This window comes from Pantoea sp. SGAir0180 (assembly GCF_043546245.1).
This window is the reverse complement of record NZ_CP028071.1, coordinates 1040713-1059157: the sequence shown is the minus strand read 5'-3', so window position 1 is coordinate 1059157 and position 18445 is coordinate 1040713. Positions and strand designations below refer to the sequence as shown.

18 protein-coding genes and 1 other annotated feature are annotated in these 18445 nt (G+C 56.4%); of the genes, 7 read left to right on the top strand and 11 right to left on the bottom strand.

The genetic code is table 11. The features are described 5' to 3' along the window. Positions 1 to 93 precede the first annotated feature (93 nt). Both C1N58_RS05005 and dacD read right to left on the bottom strand, forming a co-directional pair. A complete protein-coding gene (locus tag C1N58_RS05005; RefSeq protein ID WP_033740425.1) occupies positions 94 to 1149 on the bottom strand; it encodes an FUSC family protein in 1056 nt (351 codons plus the stop codon). A gap of 209 nt (positions 1150 to 1358) precedes the next feature. Beyond that, on the bottom strand, positions 1359 to 2516 hold the full coding sequence (gene dacD, locus C1N58_RS05000) for a serine-type D-Ala-D-Ala carboxypeptidase DacD (RefSeq protein ID WP_172913000.1): 1158 nt from the start codon (positions 2514 to 2516) through the stop codon (positions 1359 to 1361). A 197-nt stretch (positions 2517 to 2713) separates the two neighbouring features. Here dacD and sbcB point away from each other — a divergent pair, with 197 nt between their 5' ends. Then, complete coding sequence (sbcB, locus tag C1N58_RS04995; protein WP_039338093.1) at positions 2714 to 4135, top strand: exodeoxyribonuclease I; 1422 nt, start codon at positions 2714 to 2716, stop codon at positions 4133 to 4135. Between the two features lie 45 nt (positions 4136 to 4180). Here the strand turns inward: sbcB and C1N58_RS04990 are convergent, their stop codons facing one another. The 5 genes from C1N58_RS04990 to ltnD all read right to left on the bottom strand — a co-directional run bounded on the left by C1N58_RS04990 (position 4181) and on the right by ltnD (position 9236). Beyond that, positions 4181 to 5536 carry a GntP family transporter gene (locus C1N58_RS04990; protein ID WP_054633499.1) on the bottom strand — a complete coding sequence of 452 codons (1356 nt, stop codon included), beginning with the start codon at positions 5534 to 5536 and terminating at the stop codon, positions 4181 to 4183. A gap of 128 nt (positions 5537 to 5664) precedes the next feature. Then, positions 5665 to 6450, bottom strand: a complete 786-nt coding sequence (locus C1N58_RS04985; RefSeq protein ID WP_054633498.1) for an HPr family phosphocarrier protein — start codon at positions 6448 to 6450, stop codon at positions 5665 to 5667. Further along, positions 6450 to 7076, bottom strand: a complete 627-nt coding sequence (locus C1N58_RS04980) for a 3-oxo-tetronate 4-phosphate decarboxylase (RefSeq protein WP_006119816.1) — start codon at positions 7074 to 7076, stop codon at positions 6450 to 6452. The genes C1N58_RS04985 and C1N58_RS04980 overlap by 1 nt, the downstream gene beginning before the upstream one ends. Next, a complete protein-coding gene (gene otnK, locus C1N58_RS04975) occupies positions 7069 to 8331 on the bottom strand; it encodes a 3-oxo-tetronate kinase (protein WP_054633497.1) in 1263 nt (420 codons plus the stop codon). Before otnK ends, C1N58_RS04980 begins: the two co-directional genes overlap by 8 nt. Beyond that, positions 8331 to 9236, bottom strand: a complete 906-nt coding sequence (gene ltnD, locus C1N58_RS04970) for an L-threonate dehydrogenase (protein ID WP_033740433.1) — start codon at positions 9234 to 9236, stop codon at positions 8331 to 8333. Before ltnD ends, otnK begins: the two co-directional genes overlap by 1 nt. A 264-nt stretch (positions 9237 to 9500) precedes the next feature. On the opposite strand from ltnD, the gene ygbI reads away from it, so the two are divergent. Beyond that, the gene (ygbI, locus tag C1N58_RS04965; RefSeq protein WP_054633496.1) at positions 9501 to 10268 is read left to right on the top strand and encodes a DNA-binding transcriptional repressor YgbI; all 768 of its coding nucleotides are present in this window, start codon (positions 9501 to 9503) and stop codon (positions 10266 to 10268) included. Positions 10269 to 10309: 41 nt separating this feature from the next. Here the strand turns inward: ygbI and C1N58_RS04960 are convergent, their stop codons facing one another. The 3 genes from C1N58_RS04960 to C1N58_RS04950 form a co-directional block, all read right to left on the bottom strand. After that, positions 10310 to 11668 carry an APC family permease gene (locus C1N58_RS04960; RefSeq protein WP_039338101.1) on the bottom strand — a complete coding sequence of 453 codons (1359 nt, stop codon included), beginning with the start codon at positions 11666 to 11668 and terminating at the stop codon, positions 10310 to 10312. After that, the gene (locus C1N58_RS04955; protein WP_006119821.1) at positions 11658 to 11822 is read right to left on the bottom strand and encodes a hypothetical protein; all 165 of its coding nucleotides are present in this window, start codon (positions 11820 to 11822) and stop codon (positions 11658 to 11660) included. Before C1N58_RS04955 ends, C1N58_RS04960 begins: the two co-directional genes overlap by 11 nt. A 224-nt stretch (positions 11823 to 12046) precedes the next feature. Further along, a complete protein-coding gene (locus tag C1N58_RS04950) occupies positions 12047 to 13462 on the bottom strand; it encodes a glutamine synthetase family protein (protein WP_033740953.1) in 1416 nt (471 codons plus the stop codon). 213 nt (positions 13463 to 13675) lie between these two features. Here C1N58_RS04950 and puuD point away from each other — a divergent pair, with 213 nt between their 5' ends. Genes puuD through C1N58_RS04935 form a run of 3 tightly spaced genes read left to right on the top strand, consistent with a single transcriptional unit; the run spans position 13676 to position 16296 of the window. After that, positions 13676 to 14437: a gamma-glutamyl-gamma-aminobutyrate hydrolase gene (puuD, locus tag C1N58_RS04945; RefSeq protein ID WP_394564645.1), complete on the top strand. Its 762-nt coding sequence runs from the start codon at positions 13676 to 13678 to the stop codon at positions 14435 to 14437. After that, a complete protein-coding gene (puuR, locus tag C1N58_RS04940; protein ID WP_054633493.1) occupies positions 14434 to 14991 on the top strand; it encodes an HTH-type transcriptional regulator PuuR in 558 nt (185 codons plus the stop codon). Before puuD ends, puuR begins: the two co-directional genes overlap by 4 nt. 27 nt (positions 14992 to 15018) lie before the next feature. After that, complete coding sequence (locus C1N58_RS04935; RefSeq protein ID WP_039338107.1) at positions 15019 to 16296, top strand: NAD(P)/FAD-dependent oxidoreductase; 1278 nt, start codon at positions 15019 to 15021, stop codon at positions 16294 to 16296. Between the two features lie 46 nt (positions 16297 to 16342). On the opposite strand, the gene C1N58_RS04930 is transcribed toward C1N58_RS04935, so the two are convergent. Then, positions 16343 to 17170: an SDR family oxidoreductase gene (locus C1N58_RS04930; RefSeq protein WP_006119826.1), complete on the bottom strand. Its 828-nt coding sequence runs from the start codon at positions 17168 to 17170 to the stop codon at positions 16343 to 16345. 178 nt (positions 17171 to 17348) lie between these two features. Here C1N58_RS04930 and hisL point away from each other — a divergent pair, with 178 nt between their 5' ends. Continuing rightward, positions 17349 to 17396, top strand: a complete 48-nt coding sequence (gene hisL, locus C1N58_RS04925) for a his operon leader peptide (protein WP_100396937.1) — start codon at positions 17349 to 17351, stop codon at positions 17394 to 17396. Next, positions 17372 to 17492, top strand: a sequence feature (His leader region). It overlaps the preceding gene by 25 nt. Before the next feature lie 52 nt (positions 17493 to 17544). Then, on the top strand, positions 17545 to 18444 hold the full coding sequence (gene hisG / locus C1N58_RS04920) for an ATP phosphoribosyltransferase (RefSeq protein WP_006119827.1): 900 nt from the start codon (positions 17545 to 17547) through the stop codon (positions 18442 to 18444). The last annotated feature ends 1 nt before the right edge of the window (position 18445 follow it).

Below are 18445 nucleotides of genomic sequence, written 5' to 3'. Positions count from 1 at the left end.
AGCCTTGTGGGCAATTCTCACAGCTAAATTCGGACTGGCTCTTATCTTAGCGCAAAAAAACCGGGTTTCGCATTAAGTCATTGTCTGAGGTGATTATTTACGCAGCGCCAGGCGCATCAAATCCGTCATGCGTTCCAGCTGCTTCGCCAGCTCCAGACTCAGCCAGACATAGCCATAAATCGGCGCTTCTTCCAGACGGTCACTCCCGTCAGCGATCAACTGCTTAAGCTCTTTGACGATTTCCGTTAACTCATGATTGGCCGCGATGATGTCGTAGGTTTCCCCCTTCACAGCCATGACCGATAAGGTTCGCAGCGCGTTTTCGGTCATCTCCTGCGTGCGGCGTAACGTCGGAGCATTCAGCATGATCAGATGACTTTCGCGTGATGCCCACCAGGCATTAATTTGCATCTCAATGGTGTACACCATATTACGGTTCAACGTCTGTATCGCTTCAAACACCGATTTGGGGATGCGGGTTTCTTTACTGGACGGCTCCAGCAGGGCACGCATTTTCACCACGCTGGTGAGCAGTTTGCCCAGCGGTTTGTTCAGCCGGGGCTTTTCCACGAGGTTGGCGGAAAACCCCGCATGGTAGATTTTGGCCATTTCTGCCAGCGTATCTGAAAGCTGAATACGCCAGTGAATATACGCACGCTGCGCCCAGATGGCCGTAAATAACAGCGCCAGTAACGATCCTAAAATGACATCGCCACCGCGCCACATCGCCACGGTGAAATCCCCCATTGGCGCGCCTACAACCACGCACAGCGTGATGCCAATCAGCAATGCCATGTAAGGGTGTTTCCCCAGCGTCAGATAGCCGCTGATAAACATGATCACTGCGCACCATGCCAGCATGCCGGGCAGCGAAATCATCTCCAGCCTGAGGGCGATAAGACCAGAGATTGACCCGGCAATCGTTCCGCCAATGCGTTGAATGGCGCGCGGGAAGACGTTTCCCCAGGTTGAGATCGGCCCCATCACCACAACCAGGGTAATCAAAGGCCAGGTGCCTTCGGGAATGCCCGTGACGCGGACAAGCAGAAACGCACACAGAAACGCCACCGCGATGCGTAACCCGTGCACGCTGCGGTAATGACGATATAACCAGAATTCCAGATTTGAGATGGGTTTATCAGAGCGCAAAGTCGCTTGTCCGCTGGTAAAAAAATGATTCTACGCGCCGCGCCCTGCCGATCCTGGCGCGCCGTCAATGTTTACGCTTGTACAGCGTTGAGCGGACCATTATCAACAACCCTGCCCCGGAAATCAGCAAAATTCACCATGACGACAACACATGGCGCACGATAGCGGGTTCATCCCTGCCCCGCGAAGGCGAAGCAGGGACGTAACGACTAGAACTTGCGTTTCAGGTAGTCCGTGATGCGGCTCACTACGCCCGCCTCGTTAACGGCGGTGAGTGCCACCAGCGGATAGCTGGCGATCTGCTTGTCCTTGTCCATCACCTGGATTTCACCAATGTTCTCATTGGCTTTAAGTGGCGCTTCCAGGTCGGTGCGGTTGATCACGTATTTGGCTTTGACGTTCGGGATTTCGCTGCGCGGCAGTGAAAGATAAACATCGTTTGCCGTGCCCACGTCAACCTGGTGCGGATTACCGTACCAGACATGTTCACTGCCAATTTTCTTACCGGCATGGAACAGTTGTACGGTATCAAACGTATTCTGGCCCCAGACCAGCAGCTTGCGCGCCTGCTCTTCACGCCCTTTCGCACTTTTCCCGCCCATGATGACGGCAATCAGGCGGTGCTGCCCCACAATGTTGGAGGCAATAATGTTGAAGCCCGCCGTTTCAGTATGGCCCGTTTTCAGGCCATCGACGTGCAGGTTGTTGTCCCACAGCAGGCCGTTACGGTTGTTCTGGGTAATGCCGTTCCAGGTGAGGGTTTTTTCACGGTACATGGCATAGAAATCGGGCTCGCCATCAATAATGGCGCGCGACAGTTTTGCCATATCCAGTGCGCTGGAATATTGCCCCGGCGCATCCAGACCGTGTACAGTTTCGAAATGGGTATTCGTCAGCCCCAGTTTCTCCACGTAGTGGTTCATTAACTTAACAAAGTTGTCCTGGCTACCGGCCACGTAATCCGCCAGCGCAACGCAGGCGTCATTGCCTGAATCAATGATCACGCCGCGGCTGAGATCACGCACGCTTAACTTATCACCGGGCTTGAGAAACATCAGTGAGGAGCCTTTAAAGACCGGATTGCCTGCTGCCCAGGCATCTTTTCCCACCGTCACCATGTCGTCGCGGGTAATTTTCTTTTGGTCGATAGCGCGGTCGACCACATAGCCGGTCATCAGCTTGGTCAGACTGGCGGGATTCCGGCGCTCGTCGGGATTGCCCGCGGTCAGCACCTGCCCCGTGGTGGCGTCCATCAGCACCCAGGAGGCTGCATCAATCGCCGGTGGCGTCACAGGAAATGGCATATCGTCGGCCTGTGCCAGCGAAGCCCAAAAAACAGTTACGGTAATTAACAGACGCCTTTTCAACACTTCATCCTTAGTTGAGCAAGTAAAACGGACATGAACAGCGGGACGTTTTACGGCAAAACCCTTAATAAGGTTTAAATAAATTGAAAAAAAGTATGAACTGCTGCGCACCATTCAACAGCCTGCGCCCTGGCAGTTGTACTCAGGCACGCAGACGACTATCCTGAACGTTGATTTTTTGCAGACAGGACAGCGACGTGCCCGCCTCTGAATTCACTTTTTTGTTTCACGATTACGAAACCTTCGGCACCAGCCCGCAACGGGATCGTCCGGCACAGTTTGCCGGTTTGCGCACCGACAGCGAGTTCAATCCGATTGGCGAGCCAGAGGTATTCTACTGCCGCCCACCGGATGATTACCTGCCCCAGCCTGAAGCGGTCATGATCACCGGTATTACGCCGCAATTAGCCGCATCCCGGGGCGTGAACGAGGCCGAGTTTGCTGCCCGTATTCATGCGCTGTTTACCACCGAACAAACCTGCGTCGTGGGTTATAACAACGTGCGCTTTGACGATGAAGTGACGCGCAATATCTTTTACCGCAACTTCTACGATCCGTACGGCTGGAGCTGGCAAAACGGTAATTCCCGCTGGGATTTGCTGGACGTGATGCGCGCCTGTTATGCGCTGCGCCCGGAAGGTATTAACTGGCCAGAGAATGATGACGGCTTTCCCAGCTTCCGGCTGGAGCATCTGACCAAAGCCAACGGCGTGGCGCACGAAAACGCCCATGATGCGATGTCGGATGTCTATGCCACGCTGGCAATGGCGAAACTGGTGAAAGAAAAACAGCCAAAACTGTTTGAGTTTTTGTTTACGCATCGCAACAAAAACAAACTGATGACCCTGATCGACATCCCGCAGATGAAGCCGCTGGTCCATGTTTCTGGCATGTTTGGCGCGGCGCGCGGCAATACCAGCTGGGTGGTGCCGCTTGCCTGGCATCCGGACAACCGCAATGCGTTGATCGTGGTGGATTTGGCCGGGGATATTGCGCCCCTGCTGACGCTGGATGCGGACAGTTTGCGCGAGCGCCTGTACACACCTAAAAGCGAGCTGGGCGATCAGCCTGCCGTGCCGGTGAAACTGGTGCACATCAATAAGTGTCCGGTGCTGGCACCCGCTAATACCTTGCGTCCGGAAGATGCCGGGCGGCTGGGTATTGATCGTCAGTTCTGCCTGGATAATCTGGCCACGCTGCGTCAGCATCCTGACGTACGTGAAAAACTGGTGGCTATTTTTGCTGAGGCGGAACCTTTTGCGCCGTCAGAGGATGTCGACACGCAGCTCTATGACGGTTTCTTTAGCGATGCCGACCGCGCCGGAATGAACATCATCCGCCAGACCGCGCCTGCCAATCTGCCTGCGCTCAATCTGACATTTGACAGCCCGCGGGTGGAAAAACTGCTGTTTCGTTATCGCGCCCGTAATTTCCCCGGTACGCTGGATGATGCCGAACAGCAGCGCTGGCTTCAGCATCGCCGTGAGGTTCTGAATCCAGAAAAAGTGCAGGCTTTTCTGATGGAGCTGGAATCGCTGGCCAGCCTGCACGAAGGGGACGCGGAAAAACTGTCTCAGCTTAAAGCGTTGTACCGGTACGCGCAGGAACTGGTGTCCTGACGTCCCGGCAGATCGGGAAGGCCTGTCGCCCTCCCGGTTTGTATATCAGATTACCCACCACAGCGCCCAGGTCAGGGCAAAGCCGCTCAGCCCCATCAGGGTCGTCAGTACCGTCCAGGTTTTTAAACCGTCCGCCACCGACAGGCCCAGATAGCGCGTTACCACCCAGAAACCTGCATCATTCACGTGCGACAGGCCCAGACCGCCGAAGCACGCCGCCAGTGTGACCAGTACACGGTGCATATCATCTATGCCAGTCACGGCCTGGGTCAGTAATCCGCTGGTCGTGAGGATCGCCACGGTTGCCGAGCCCTGCGAGGCGCGTAGCGCCAGCGACAGAATAAACGCGGCAGGAATCAGGGGCAAATGCAGCGTTTCCAGCGCCCGCGCCAGCGCGTTGCCGACACCGGACTCCACCAGTACCTTACCAAACGCCCCGCCCGCGCCCGCCACCAGAATCACGCTGGCCGATCCCGGAATGGCGCGACCGGTCAGGTCCTCAAGCTTGTCCTTGCTCCAGCCACGACGCAGGCCCAGTAGCCAGGCGGCCAGTCCCAGGGCGATCAGCAGCGCAATCGGCGGGGTGCCAATAACCGTCATCACCTTGCGCAGCAGGCTGTCTTCCGTCAGCAGCGAGTGCGACAGCGTGCCTGCCACGATCAGCACAATCGGGACGACGATCAAACCGCTGATGGTCAGCGCGCCCGGCGGTGCGGGTTCATTTTTCTTCTGTACCCCTTCCGGCTTCGCCATCTGCAACTGTTCCAGTACCTCAACCGACAGGTGGTACTGCCGACGGTTCATTGCCTTTGCCACGTAATAGCCGAGGATACCGACCGGCACCGAGACCAGAATTCCCAGCATCATCAGCCAGCCCATATCAGTATGCAAAATGGCCGCGGCGGCGGCGGCGCCAGGGTGCGTCGGCAGCGCCACATGCACAGTCAGCATGACGCCCGCCATCGGTAAGCCAAACTTCAGCGGGGATACCCGCGCCACTTTGGTAAAGCCGTAGATCAGCGGAATGACAATGATAAAGCCCACTTCAAAAAATACCGGGATGCCTAAAATAAAGGCAGCCATCGTCAGGGCGGCAACGGTACGTTTCAGACCCAGCGTTTTGCTGAAACGCTGGGCCAGCGACTCTGCGCCACCAGAGGCTTCGATAATGGCCCCCAGCATCGCCCCCAGCACGATAATGATAGTGATATGCCCCAGCAGTCCGCCCATCCCGCTGATAATGGTTTCCATGATTTTTTCAGCCGGAATACCGGTCGCGATGGCCACCAGCAGACTGACAATTAACAGGGCAACAAAGGGATGGACTTTGGCTTTAATGACCAGCAACAGCAATATCACAATGCTGGCGGTCGCAATGGCTAACAGCAACGCAGTCGTCATAGTAAACCTCTGGAATAGTTATCTTTTTTCGCGTTTTTTCGTTAAAGCTCAACCTGGTGCCGCTCCGTTTCAGAGACGAGCAGAATGGCACCGGTACCGCAGCACCGGTGTGATTTTTTCACGTTAACTCAGCGGTTTTTCATCCAGGGCGCCAGCCAGCTCAGCCCCTCTACGGTGTCGCCGCGCGGGAAATATTCGCAGCCGACCCAACCGTCGTAGCCCACCTCATCTAGCAGGCTGAACAGCCAGGGATAGTTGATCTCGCCCTCGTCAGGTTCATGTCGACTGGGCGCGGCGGCGATTTGCACATGGCGATAACGTCCGGCGTAATGGCGAATCAGATGGCTGAGATTGCCGTCCACGATCTGGGCATGAAACAGATCCAGTTGGGTGAATACGTTGGGCCGGTCGATAAGGTCGACCATCTCCAGCGTCTGATACTGGCTGACATAGAGATAGTGCGGTTTGGTCGTGGGATTAAGGGCTTCGATCAACAAGCGGATGTTATACGGGGCAAATCGTTCTGCCGCGTAGCGCATGTTGCGGATGAATGTCTCGACATAGCGCTGGCGATCGGCACCCGGCGGCACCGTTGCGGCCATGATATGCACCTGTGGGCAATCCAGCGCCCGTGCATATGCCAGCGCCCGGTCGATATCTGCGCGCGCGTCGGCTTCCCGTCCGGGAATAGCCGAAACGCCCCATTCCCCCGCGTCAACGTTGCCCGGTGCGGTGTTAAACAGCACCAGTTTAAGCCCGTTATCCGCCAGCAGCGCTTTCAGTTGCTCAGCCGGATATTCGTAGGGAAACAGAAACTCGACCGCGCTGAAGCCCGCCTGTGCCGCCGCGGCAAAGCGTTGCAGAAAAGGCATTTCGTTGAACTGGGTAGATAAGTTAGCTGCAAACTTTGGCATTACCGGCTCCTGAGTTCAGCGACGTCGTCGGCGGTTAAATAACGAATGGCGCGATCGCCCAGGGTAAACATCAGACGCGCCGTTTCTTCCAGCTCCTCGGTATTATCCGCCGCTTCGCGCAAGGTTTTGCCGACCACCACCGGACCATGGTTTGCCAGCAGGAAGGCGCGGTAACGCGGGGCAAGCAGCGCCAGATCCTCCGCCAGCCGCGCATCACCCGGTTTATAATAAGGCACCACCGGTACATCGCCGACCCGCATCACCACATAGGGCGTGAACGGGCGGATGCAGTTCTGGCTGTCCAGATGTTGCAGGCAGGAAAGCGCGGTCAGGTAGTGACTGTGCAGGTGAACCACTGCCCGGCAGTCCGGATTATTCAGGTAGAGCGCCCGGTGAAAGGCGATCTCTTTCGACGGTTTATCCCCGGCTATCCACTCCCCCTGTAACGTCACGTTAGACAGACGCTCCGCATCCAGTTCGCCCAGGCAGGACCCCGTGGGCGTTGCCAGTAAGGTGCCGTCGTCCAGCAGCAGCGACAGATTACCGGCCGAGCCGGTGGCGTAACCACGCTGGAAGAACGAGGCACCCAGTCTGACCATCTCTTCGCGGGCCTGTTGTTCAGTCATGTGAAAACTCCGTTTGTGCGCGGCGGAAGAACTGCTCATCGCCAAAATTGCCAGACTTCAGCGCCAGTGACAGCGGCTGCTGGATATCTCTGACCCAGGGCACACCGGGCGAAATCACCGGACCAATATGGAAGGCGGTCACGCCCAGGCTTTGGGCGACCACGCCCGAGGTTTCGCCGCCCGCCACGATAAAGCGCTGCCAGCCGCGGGATTGCAGATCTCTCGCCACCTGAGCAAACAGTTGCTCTACCGCCTCACTGCTGCGCTGTGCACCGAAATGCTGCTGGATCGACTGCAGCTGTTGCGCATCCGCAGTGGCAAAGAGCATCGGGGCCAGCGGCCCGTCGGCATGCTCAACGACCCAGTCGCACAGCGCCCCGGCGTACTGTTCATCGTTGAGGCAGCGCTCAACGTGAATTTCCCGGGCGGGTGCCTGCTGGCGATACGCGTTGACCTGGCGGTTGGTCATTGGTGAACAGGAACCCGAAAGCACCACGGCCCGCTGCCCCTGCGGATAGCCCGCGCGCTGCGCCTGACCATCGTCGCAGCCAGATGTTGACCACTGGCGCGCCAGGCCAATGGCCAGCCCGGAGCCGCCCGTGACCAGCCGCATCGACGTCAGCGCTTCGCCCTGATTCAGCAGATGCTGCTCAGTAAGCGTGTCGATTACGGCATAGTTCACGCCCTGAGCACGCAGATGTTCAAGTTGCTCTGTTATCGCGCCTGCGCCCTGCTCGACCGTGGCTAACGGAATAAGCCCGGCTTTTCCCGTGCTCTGACACGCCATCAGCCTTAGCAGGTTACTGTCGGTCATCGGCGTGACAGGATGATGGCGCATGCCGGACTCCGATAGCAGGTGTTCCCCCACAAACAGGTAGCCCTGATAAACGGTACGTCCGTTGACCGGCAATGCCGGGCAGATCACCGTCAGCGTCTCATTCAGCGCGGCCATGAGCGCATCCGTCACCGGACCGATGTTACCCGCAGCGGTGCTGTCGAACGTGGAGCAGTATTTGAAATAAAAGCGCTCACAGCCTTGCGCCTGCAGCCAGCGCAGCGCCGCAAGCGACTGACTGACGGCCAGCGCCGGCGCACAGGATCGCGATTTCAGACTAACCACAATGGCCTGGGCATCCGGGACCGTTGTCTGTTCTGGGATGCCGTTAAACTGAATGGTAGAAAGCCCGTTCTGCACCAGAAAGCTGGCAATGTCGGTTGCGCCGGTAAAATCGTCGGCAATCACCCCTAAGCGCATCACATTGCCTCCTCGCGCTGGGGCAGCGTAATGCCGCTGAAGATTTTAATCACCGCACTGTCATCCTCGCGGCCAAAACCGGCATTGCTGGCCTCAGTGAACATATTCAGCGCGGTAGAGGCCAGCGGTAGCGGGAAATGCAGGGCTTTCGCCGTATCGGCGACCAGATTCAGGTCTTTGACAAAGATGTCCACTGCGGATTTCGGTCGATAGTCGCCGTCGACGACATGGCGCATACGGTTTTCAAACATCCATGAGTTGCCCGCTGCGTTAGTGACCACCTCATACATCGTATCGAGCGGAATCCCGGCGCGGGCGGCCAGCGCCATGGCTTCGGCCCCGGCGGCAATGTGCACGCCCGCCAGCAGCTGATGAATGATTTTGACTGTCGATCCCTGACCGATTTCCGTGCCGACGCGGTAAACCTTTGCGGCGACCGCATCCAGTACCGGTTGCAAAGCCGCAAAGGCCGCATCGCTCCCGGATGCCATCACGGTCATCTCGCCACTGGCGGCTTTGGCGGCCCCGCCGGACACTGGCGCATCCAGCATCAGCAACTGACAGTCCGCCAGTCTGGCGGCGATCTGCTGCGCATCCTGCGCGGACAAGGTGGAGGATACCATCACCGCCGTGCCCGGCTTCAGTCTGGCCGCCAGCCCCTGCTCGCCAAACAGAATTGCATTAACCTGCCGGGCATTCACGACCAGCAACAGGACAGCATCCAGGTGTTCGGCAAAGGCATGAGCCGACGACTGCGCGTCACGCGCGCCTGCCTGACGCAGCGTTTCGCAGGCCTGCGGATTCAGATCAACGCCCCATGTCGCCAGCCCAGCCCGGATGCAGGACTGCGCCGCGCCCATTCCCATTGAGCCTAAACCTATGACACAGATCTTTGAAGCGGGCATCGGTGGCCTCCCTTGTTAAATTAAGTGAATTTTTGGTCTCTGCTGTTAATAGTGGCAGGAAAGTGCGGGCAAAAACGTGCCGTATTTCACATAAATTAACTTCATGAGGCCACAGTTGAACATTTATTCACATCGGTCATGTGACTGTTATTGCCAGATATCACGGTCAAACCGCCACCAGCAAAGGGGATCTGGTGCAAAATTTCCGTGCGTCTTTGTGAAGGCATCCCCTACAATGTGAAAAAATGATAAACCGAGGTGTATATGATCCCCGTTGAGCGTCATCAACAGATTCTGGCACTGGTGGCCGAGCGCGGCGTAATGAGCATCGCCGAACTGACCGAGCGTTTTGACGTGTCACACATGACGATTCGTCGGGACGTGCAGAAGCTGGAGGAACAGGGCGCGGTGCTGTCGGTTTCCGGTGGCGTGCGCTCCGTTAACCGCCTGGCGAGCGAACCCTCGCACCTGACCAAGACCGCGCTGTGTAATGAAGAAAAAAACGCCATCGGCAAATTGGCCGCTCAGCTGATTCCGCCTGACAGCTGTATTTATCTGGATGCCGGTACGACCACACTGGCGCTGGCGCGGGAAATCGCCGACAGGGAGGACCTGTTAGTGGTCACCAATGATTTTATGGTGACCAATTTGCTGATGGAGGCGAGCCGCTGCCGGGTGATTCATACCGGTGGCACCGTCTGTCGGGATAACCGTTCCTGCATTGGCGATGCAGCCGCACGCCACCTGCGGCAACTGGCAATTGACATTGCCTTTGTCTCCACTTCCAGTTGGGGATTGCGCGGTTTGTTTACGCCGGATGAAGACAAGGTAGCGGTTAAACAGGCCGTGTGTGACGTCAGCAGCAAACGCGTGCTGCTCAGCGACAGCTCGAAATACGATAAAATCGCGACGTGGCTGGCCTTACCGCTGGAAAAGTTTGATGTGATTGTGACAGATGATCAGTTAAATGCCGCAGGACGGAACGCGTTACAGGCAGGAAGCTGGGAACTGATGCTGGCAAGTAAAAGCTGACAGAAAACGGCCCTGCTCTGTGAATGAGCAGGGCCGGGGGATTACACTTCTTCGCTAAACTGTGGAACGGGATTGCGGAAGCTGCGCGTCACAAAGGCCAGGTAAACAATACCAATCGCGGCCCAGATCAGTCCCAGCACCATAGAACTTTGCTCCAGGTTAACCCACAGTGCACCCACGGTCAGGGCACCCATCATCGGCAGAACCAGATACTGGACGTGATCTTTCAGGGTCTTATTCCGTTTTTCACGTACCCAGTACTGCGCAATCACTGACAGGTTAACGAAGGTAAACGCAACCAGCGCACCAAAGTTAATCAGCGCAGTCGCGGTGACCAGATCGAAGTTGATCGCCATCAACGCTACGGCACCCACCAGAATCACGTTCAGGGACGGCGTGCGCCATTTTGGATGGATATAGCCGAAGAAACGCTCCGGGAACACACCATCACGGCCCATCACGTACATCAGACGTGAAACGCCTGCGTGCGCTGCCATACCGGACGCCAGTACCGTGACCACAGAGAAGATCAGGATACCGATCTGCAACGCTTTACCGGCCACATACAGCATGATTTCAGGCTGCGACGAATCCGGCTCTTTAAAGCGCGAGATGTCCGGGAAATACAGTTGCAGGAAGTACGACGCGACAATAAACATCAGGCCACCAATCAGCGCGGTCAGGAAAATCGCACGCGGAATGGTACGTTCTGCATCTTTCGTTTCTTCTGACAGCGAACTGATGCCGTCAAAACCGAGGAATGAGAAACACAGAATCGTCGCACCGGTGATCATCGGCACCACATGGGCGTTTTCAGACCAGAACGGTTTACTGCTTACCACTGTTCCCGCACCTTCGCCGTGCGCCACGCCGTAAATCACCATCGCGGTGATACCGACCATGACCACCACCTGAAGGATGACAATCACGCTGTTGAAGTTAGCGACCGTTTTGATGCCCTTAAGGTTGGAGAGCGTCATAAAGCCCACCAGCAGCACCACGAAAATCCACGACGGGATCCCTGGCACCAGGGTTTCAAAATAGTTTTTAGCCAACAGAATGTTGATCATCGGCATGAACAGATAGTCCAGCAGCGATGACCAGCCCACCATAAAGCCGACGTGCGGACTGATGGCCTTCTGAGCATAGGTATAAGCGGAGCCCGCAGATGGGAAGCGGCGTACCAGCTTACCGTAACTCACGGCGGTAAACAGAATCGCAATCAGGGCGAAAGCATAAGCGGTGGCAACGTGACCGTCCGTCAGGCCCGATACGATACCAAAGGTATCAAACAGGGTCATCGGCTGCATGTAGGCTAAGCCCATCATGACAACAGGAAGTAACGTCAGCGTTTTTTTCAGTTGGGCACGTTGTGGTGCGGCAGAGGTATTAAGCGACATGCTTCAGTCCTCCTTGCGCAGCAACCTGGCTGGGTTGATTCACAAGGAAACTGCGCATTAAGCGACAGGGAGTAAGGCTGGCGGCCAGCGCGGCGCCGTAGTCATCACGGAAACGTGTACCAGCCTGGGCTGGCAGAGTGTTAAACATCCCCATCTTTACATCCTCAATCTCACGCGGCTGCGTGTTTTCAGTGTTTATCTATCCGGGTGCGTGCCCGGCCTCGTTGGTGTCAGCTAAATGCTACGCGTTAAAAACAATATGCAAAAAAATAACCGGCGCGGTGAGCGTCGGTTATGTTCTGAATTTGCAGGGGGCGTATTTTGCCCTAACCCAACGCATTATTTCAAGACGTTGTCGCATAGAATGCAAAATTTTAATCAGGCGTTTTTCAGCATCCAGTCAATTTCGGTGGCAGTGATTAATCTTTCGAACTGCATAAGCTCATAATTTTTGCAGCTAAACCACACTTTGGCAAATTTCTCACCCAGTAATTTTTGTAAAGGATAGCTGCTTTCGAAGGCATAGAGTGCATCGCTCTGCCGAATCGGCAGCGCCAGCCCTTCCGCTTCATGGCCATTTCCTTTAACCGGCTGTGGCAGCGGCAGCTGCGTATCGAGGCCGTGCAACATGCCCGCCAGAATGGTAGCCATGACGAGATAAGGATTCGCATCCGCCCCGGCTACCCGGTACTCGATGCGGCGACTTTCCAGATCGCCACAGGGAATACGCAACGCTACCGTACGGTTATTGTGGCCCCACGACGCCTGCAAAGGAACGTAGGCATCAGGCACAAAACGACGGAAGGCATTGACGTTGGGGGCCAGCAGCGCCATGGAAGCAGGCATAAGGTCAATCATGCCCGCCAGCGTGCGTTTCAGCAGCGGGGAATCGCTTCCGTCATCACAGGCAAAGGCATTATGGTCAGCGGCATCAAGCATGCTGATATGGACGTGCATCCCGCTTCCGGCGTAGTCCTCATAGGGTTTTGCCATAAATGTTGCCGTCATGCCGTGGTTCTCTGCCACCTGGCGGATAAGGCGCTTGAGCTGGATAGCATGGTCGCAGGCGCTCAGCACATCACGGGTATGATGGAGATTGATTTCGAATTGCCCCGGCGAGGCTTCCGCCAGCGCGCCATCCGCAGGAATGCCCTGCAGACGGGCCAGCGCATCGATATCACGCAGGACATCGGCGAAGTGATCGAGATTATCCAGCGAGTAAACCTGGCTTTGTCTGTTGCGATCGTCACTGCCTGGCGCACAGGGCGGTTGAATATAGCCTTCTGCATCGCGCTTTTTATCGACCAGATAGAACTCCAGCTCTACCGCTACCACCGGAAACAGTCCACGATTACGCAGCTGTTGCCACAGCCGGTTCAGAACATTTCGGGGTTCAACGTCAAAGGGAGTGCCATCTTGGTTGCACATGGTTAACAGCAGTTGTGCAATGTGTTGCGGATCGGCGGCGGAGGGGACGAGCGTGCCATGGACGGGAAGGCAGAGGTTATCGGGTTCACCAAGCGACTGGCCCAGACCGGCCTCTTCGACGGTATTGCCGAGAATATCCATGGCAAAAACCGAGGCGGGAAAGTAGCAACCTTTTTCCAGCCTGGCTAAGGCCGAAACCGGGATGCGCTTACCGCGAAAAACACCATTTAAATCGTTGAGCAAGATATCGACATACTGCGTTTCAGGGTGGCGCTCCAGCCAGTTTTTCACTTCTTGCTGGAACGCGCTGGTTCGTCTCTCTTCACTGTGAAGCGTGAAGTCTTCTACTTCTACCAGGTTAGTCATGATTTCATCCGCCTTTGACCACAAAAATGGGAGTGCGTAATGCTCAAAAAAACCGCCACTCATCTAACATAGCTCTAACGTAAAAAGTGTGCAAATGTAACAAATCTGTTTGAAGATCGACCAATGGATTGCTAGATTGACAAAATATTGCACACTTAACCATCAGACATGCCCTTTTCGTCAAATATTTCGAACAGCAGTTAAGGGGGAAAGATGGGCATTATTTTTGACAAGCCTTTGATTGGCGTAGTGATGTGCCAGACGCACAATCAGGGCCACCCGGTTCAGTCTGTCCACAACAAATATCTTGATGCCATCGTCCTGGCGGGCGGCGTGCCGCTTGCCCTGCCCCATCACCTTATGGCTGCCCCGCATCTATCAGAAAACGCTATGGCTGTGCTGGACGGCATTCTGCTGACCGGGAGCCCCAGCCACCTGGAGCCCTGGCTGTATGGCGAAGAAGGCGAAGAGCCGGAGGCAGATGCCGGCCGCGATCGCCTGGCGTTTAACCTTATTACGCATGCTGTCGGCAAACATATGCCGCTGCTGGGCATATGTCGGGGCATGCAGGAGCTGGTCGTGGCCAACGGTGGTGCCCTGTATCGCCACCTTGACCACCATCCGCAGTTTCAGCGCCACCATGCAGACGAGGATGCCTTACCTGAACAAACTTACGCACCCGCTCATGCCATCCAGATTGCACCGGGAGGATTGCTGGACAGGCTGCTGGGGCGTGCGCCGATCACCGTCAACTCCGTTCATCACCAGGGCATTCGTGAAGCGGGACCGCAGGTGCGCGTTGAGGCCCGTGCGCCCGATGGTCTGATTGAGGCGGTCAGCCTGCCAGCGCATCCTTTCGCCCTTGCCGTACAGTGGCATCCTGAATGGCAGCTGAAACCCGCCACGCCGTCCTTTGCGCTGTTTGACGGCTTTATTCAGGCCGCCCTGCACTATCACCAGAGGAAAAAGGTATGAATGATGCGGCTCAGGCTCCGGGACGCCGCCTGGCGCAGATCCGTCAGGCCATGGGACTGTCACAACGGCGCGTCGCGGAACTGGCCGGACTGACCCACAGCGCCATCAGTACTATCGAACAGGATAAGGTCAGCCCGGCGGTCAGCACGCTGCAAAAGTTGCTGAAGGTTTATGGCCTGTCTTTGTCTGCGTTTTTTTCGGAGCCGCATGCTGAGGACGCGCCCAAAGTGGTGGTCCGGCCTGAAGATCTGCTGGAAATCGGCAGTCAGGGCGTTTCGCTTAAACTGGTTGATAACGGCACGAAAACCCGGGCGTTAGGCATGTTACTGGAAACTTACCAGCCAGGTGCCAGCACCGGCGAAAAGTTACGCCATGCGGGCGAAGAGACCGGCACCCTGCTGGAAGGGCGCATCGTACTGGAAGTTAACGGTCAGCAATTTCATCTGACGGCCGGCGAAAGTTACGTGATCGATACGGGTTTGCCGCACAGTTTTACCAACCAGGCCGATGTGCCCTGTCGCATCGTCAGCGCCCATACGCCCGCCAATTTTTAATCAGGGACGTTCGCCAAGGAGCTTGATATGAATTACGTAGAAAACTACTACACCTCCACACGGAACCCCCATGCGCCCTGGCCGGTGCTGCAGGAAAGCATCCAGTGTGACGTTTGCATTATTGGTGCCGGTTTTACGGGCTTATCGGCCGGCCTGTTTTTAACCGAAGCGGGTTACGATGTGGTGCTGCTTGAAGCGGCTCGTGTTGGTTATGGTGCCAGTGGCCGCAATGGCGGCCAGGCCGTGAACTCCTACAGCCGCGACGTGGATGTGATTGAACAACGCTACGGCAAAGACAGCGCAAAAATGCTGGGCAGTATGATGTTTGAAGGCGGTGATATTATTCGTGATCGTATCGACCGTTACGCGATCGCCTGCGATTACCGCCCGGGCGGTATCTTCGCCGCGTTTAACCGCCGTCAGATGGCGCACCTGGCCAGTCAAAAAGCCGCCTGGCAGCGTTACGGTAACGACCAGCTTGAACTGCTAGATGAGCGCGGCATTCGTCGCGAGATCGGCTCAGAGCGCTATGTAGGTGGGCTGCTCGACAAACGCGGCGCACATCTGCATCCGCTGAATCTGGCGCTTGGAGAAGCCGAAGCCATTCGTCGCCACGGCGGTCGTATCTATGAACAGTCCGCCGCGTTAAGCGTCAGCTACGGTTCACCTAATCGGGTAAAAACGGCACAGGGAGAAGTCAGCGCCACGTTTCTGATTTTTGCCGGCAATGCTTATCTGCCTTCCGAACTCGAACCGCGCCTGAGTCGCAAAAGCATGCCGTGCGGCTCGCAAATCATTGCCACCGAACCGCTGTCCCGTGACCGGGCATTAGCGCTGTTACCCAACAACTATTCGGTAGAAGATTCCAATTATCTGCTGGACTATTTCCGCCTGACCGCCGACAACCGGCTGCTCTATGGTGGCGGTGTGGTTTATGGGGCGCGCGAGCCTGGCGATGTGATCACGATGATCCGGCCTAAAATGCTACGCACCTTTCCGCAGTTGCAGGACGTGAAGATTGATTTCGCCTGGAGCGGAAATTTTCTGCTGACGCTGTCGCGCATGCCACAGTTTGGTCGGCTGGAAAACAACGTCTACTTTATGCAGGGCGACAGCGGCCACGGCGTGACCTGCACGCACCTTTCCGGCAAGCTGATAAGCGAAGTGTTACGTGGGGATGCTGAGCGCTTTGATGCCTTCGCGAAGCTTCCGCATCTGCCCTTCCCTGGCGGACGGCGATTTAAAGTGCCGCTGACGGCCATGGGTGCCGCCTGGTATGCCTTACGCGACCGACTCGGCGTGTGATCAGGAACAGAACACGACGCTTTCCCCGCTAAGGGGAAAGCCACACTCACTCCAGCGGCATTTTCTGCGGATCGTCGTAGCGGTATTCAAAGCCCAGCTCGTGACAGATACGCGCGCCGTCAATCAACTTACCGCTGTCGTCGTGCGTCTGCGGTTCAAAGGTGGGCGGCGTCATGCCCAGCTGGCGCGACACACAGGGATAGAAATGGGCGCGGGACGGATGTTTCAACGCACACAGGTTGAACGTCCTGCCGCCTTTTGGCGTTTGCAGCAGCAGCATAATCGCCTCCACCACATCATCCAGATGCACCAGATTCACCCCGTGCGATCCATTGGGTAAATCCTGTTTGCCGGCCAGGAAGCGACCGGGATGCCGTTTCGGGCCCACCAGCCCGGCCAGACGCAATACATCGACGCTGGTGCCGGGTAAGTCGTGCAGCCAGTTTTCCAGGTCCACCAGCGTTTTGCCTGCCGTGGTTTCTGGTTGAAGCGGGCTTTTCTCCGTTTTGATACCGGCGCTGCCGCCATAGACGGAGGTGGAACTGGTAAAGATGATCCGTGGGACATTGCGCGCCAGCGCGGTATCCACCACGTTTTGTACTGCCTGCACATAGGCGTCGCCGCCCTCTGCCGTGCGGCTGGCGGGCAGGGTGACAACCAGCGCATTCACGTCAAACAGCGCCTCCAGGTCCTCGGCCTCACAGACCAGTTCGGGCGTCAGTTCAAGTTGAAACGCATCGATGCCACAGCGACGGGCCGCCTCTACGCCATCCGGCGTGGTTTTACTGCCGGTCACCTGCCAGCCTCGCGCGGTCAGCGCCATCGCAAGCGGCATGCCCAGCCAGCCGAGTCCTACAATTGCGACCTTTTTCATATTGTCTCCTGCTGCGAACGTCAAGATTCAGCCATCTTAAGCTGCCCCTGAGTTGCAAACCAGTGCAAAGTGTTTCTGTGCTTTGCGAAGAACAACATTAAAAAAGAGTTGCCAATTTCAACTATCTTCGTTAGGTTAATTCCACACAAATGAATAACTTTTCATTATCGAGAATTTTATGACACGCGTTCAGTTCAACCATCATCACCACCATCACCCTGACTAGTCTTTCAGGCGATGTGTGCTGGAAGACGTCTAGGATCTTCCAGTGGTGCGAACGCAAGAGAACCCCCGGAAGATCGTCTTCCGGGGGTTTTTTTATGGGCTGACGCAAAATACGCATTCAGGACAGGTTAATTAAGGGGACAGGAACAATGTTAGACAATAGCCGTTTACGCATAGCTATGCAGAAATCAGGTCGGTTGAGCGATGATTCACGCGAGCTGCTGGCGCGCTGCGGGATCAAAATCAATCTTCAGCAACAGCGTCTGATCGCCTTCGCTGAAAATATGCCTATTGATATTCTGCGCGTGCGCGATGACGATATTCCGGGCCTGGTGATGGACGGCGTAGTCGACCTGGGCATTATCGGCGAAAACGTGCTGGAAGAAGAGTTACTGACGCGCCGCGCACAGGGGGAAGATCCTCGCTACTTCACGCTGCGTCGCCTCGACTTTGGCGGCTGTCGTCTGTCACTGGCCATGCCGGTCGATGACGCGTACACCGGCCCGCAGTGCCTGAACAATGCCCGCATCGCCACCTCCTATCCTCACCTGTTAAAACAGTATCTCGACAAGCAAGGTATCGCCTTTAAATCCTGTCTGCTGAACGGCTCGGTCGAAGTGGCGCCGCGTGCCGGCCTGGCCGATGCGATCTGCGATCTGGTCTCCACCGGTGCCACGCTGGAAGCGAACGGTCTGCGTGAAGTGGAAGTCATCTATCGTTCTAAAGCCGTGCTGATTCAGCGCGACGGCGACATGCCCGCGGCCAAGCAGGAGCTGATCGATAAAATGATGACCCGTATTCAGGGCGTGATTAAAGCACGTGAATCCAAATACATCATGTTGCATGCACCGAGCGAGCGTCTGGAAGAAGTCATCAGCCTGCTGCCGGGTGCCGAGCGTCCAACCGTGTTACCGCTGGCGGGCGATGTGAGCCGTGTGGCAATGCACATGGTGAGCAGCGAAACGCTGTTCTGGGAAACCATGGAAAAACTCAAAGCGCTGGGTGCCAGTTCGATTCTGGTGCTGCCAATCGAAAAAATGCTGGAGTAAA

Coding starts and splice junctions, on each gene's coding strand:
- C1N58_RS04990 (WP_054633499.1), bottom strand. CDS start 5,536: ATGACGACTGCGTTGCTGTTAGCCATTGCGACCGCCAGCATTGTGATA.
- C1N58_RS04985 (WP_054633498.1), bottom strand. CDS start 6,450: ATGCCAAAGTTTGCAGCTAACTTATCTACCCAGTTCAACGAAATGCCT.
- C1N58_RS04980 (WP_006119816.1), bottom strand. CDS start 7,076: ATGACTGAACAACAGGCCCGCGAAGAGATGGTCAGACTGGGTGCCTCG.
- otnK (WP_054633497.1), bottom strand. CDS start 8,331: ATGCGCTTAGGGGTGATTGCCGACGATTTTACCGGCGCAACCGACATT.
- ltnD (WP_033740433.1), bottom strand. CDS start 9,236: ATGCCCGCTTCAAAGATCTGTGTCATAGGTTTAGGCTCAATGGGAATG.
- ygbI (WP_054633496.1), top strand. CDS start 9,501: ATGATCCCCGTTGAGCGTCATCAACAGATTCTGGCACTGGTGGCCGAG.
- C1N58_RS04960 (WP_039338101.1), bottom strand. CDS start 11,668: ATGTCGCTTAATACCTCTGCCGCACCACAACGTGCCCAACTGAAAAAA.
- C1N58_RS04955 (WP_006119821.1), bottom strand. CDS start 11,822: ATGGGGATGTTTAACACTCTGCCAGCCCAGGCTGGTACACGTTTCCGT.
- C1N58_RS04950 (WP_033740953.1), bottom strand. CDS start 13,462: ATGACTAACCTGGTAGAAGTAGAAGACTTCACGCTTCACAGTGAAGAG.
- puuD (WP_394564645.1), top strand. CDS start 13,676: ATGGGCATTATTTTTGACAAGCCTTTGATTGGCGTAGTGATGTGCCAG.
- puuR (WP_054633493.1), top strand. CDS start 14,434: ATGAATGATGCGGCTCAGGCTCCGGGACGCCGCCTGGCGCAGATCCGT.
- C1N58_RS04935 (WP_039338107.1), top strand. CDS start 15,019: ATGAATTACGTAGAAAACTACTACACCTCCACACGGAACCCCCATGCG.
- C1N58_RS04930 (WP_006119826.1), bottom strand. CDS start 17,170: ATGAAAAAGGTCGCAATTGTAGGACTCGGCTGGCTGGGCATGCCGCTT.
- hisG (WP_006119827.1), top strand. CDS start 17,545: ATGTTAGACAATAGCCGTTTACGCATAGCTATGCAGAAATCAGGTCGG.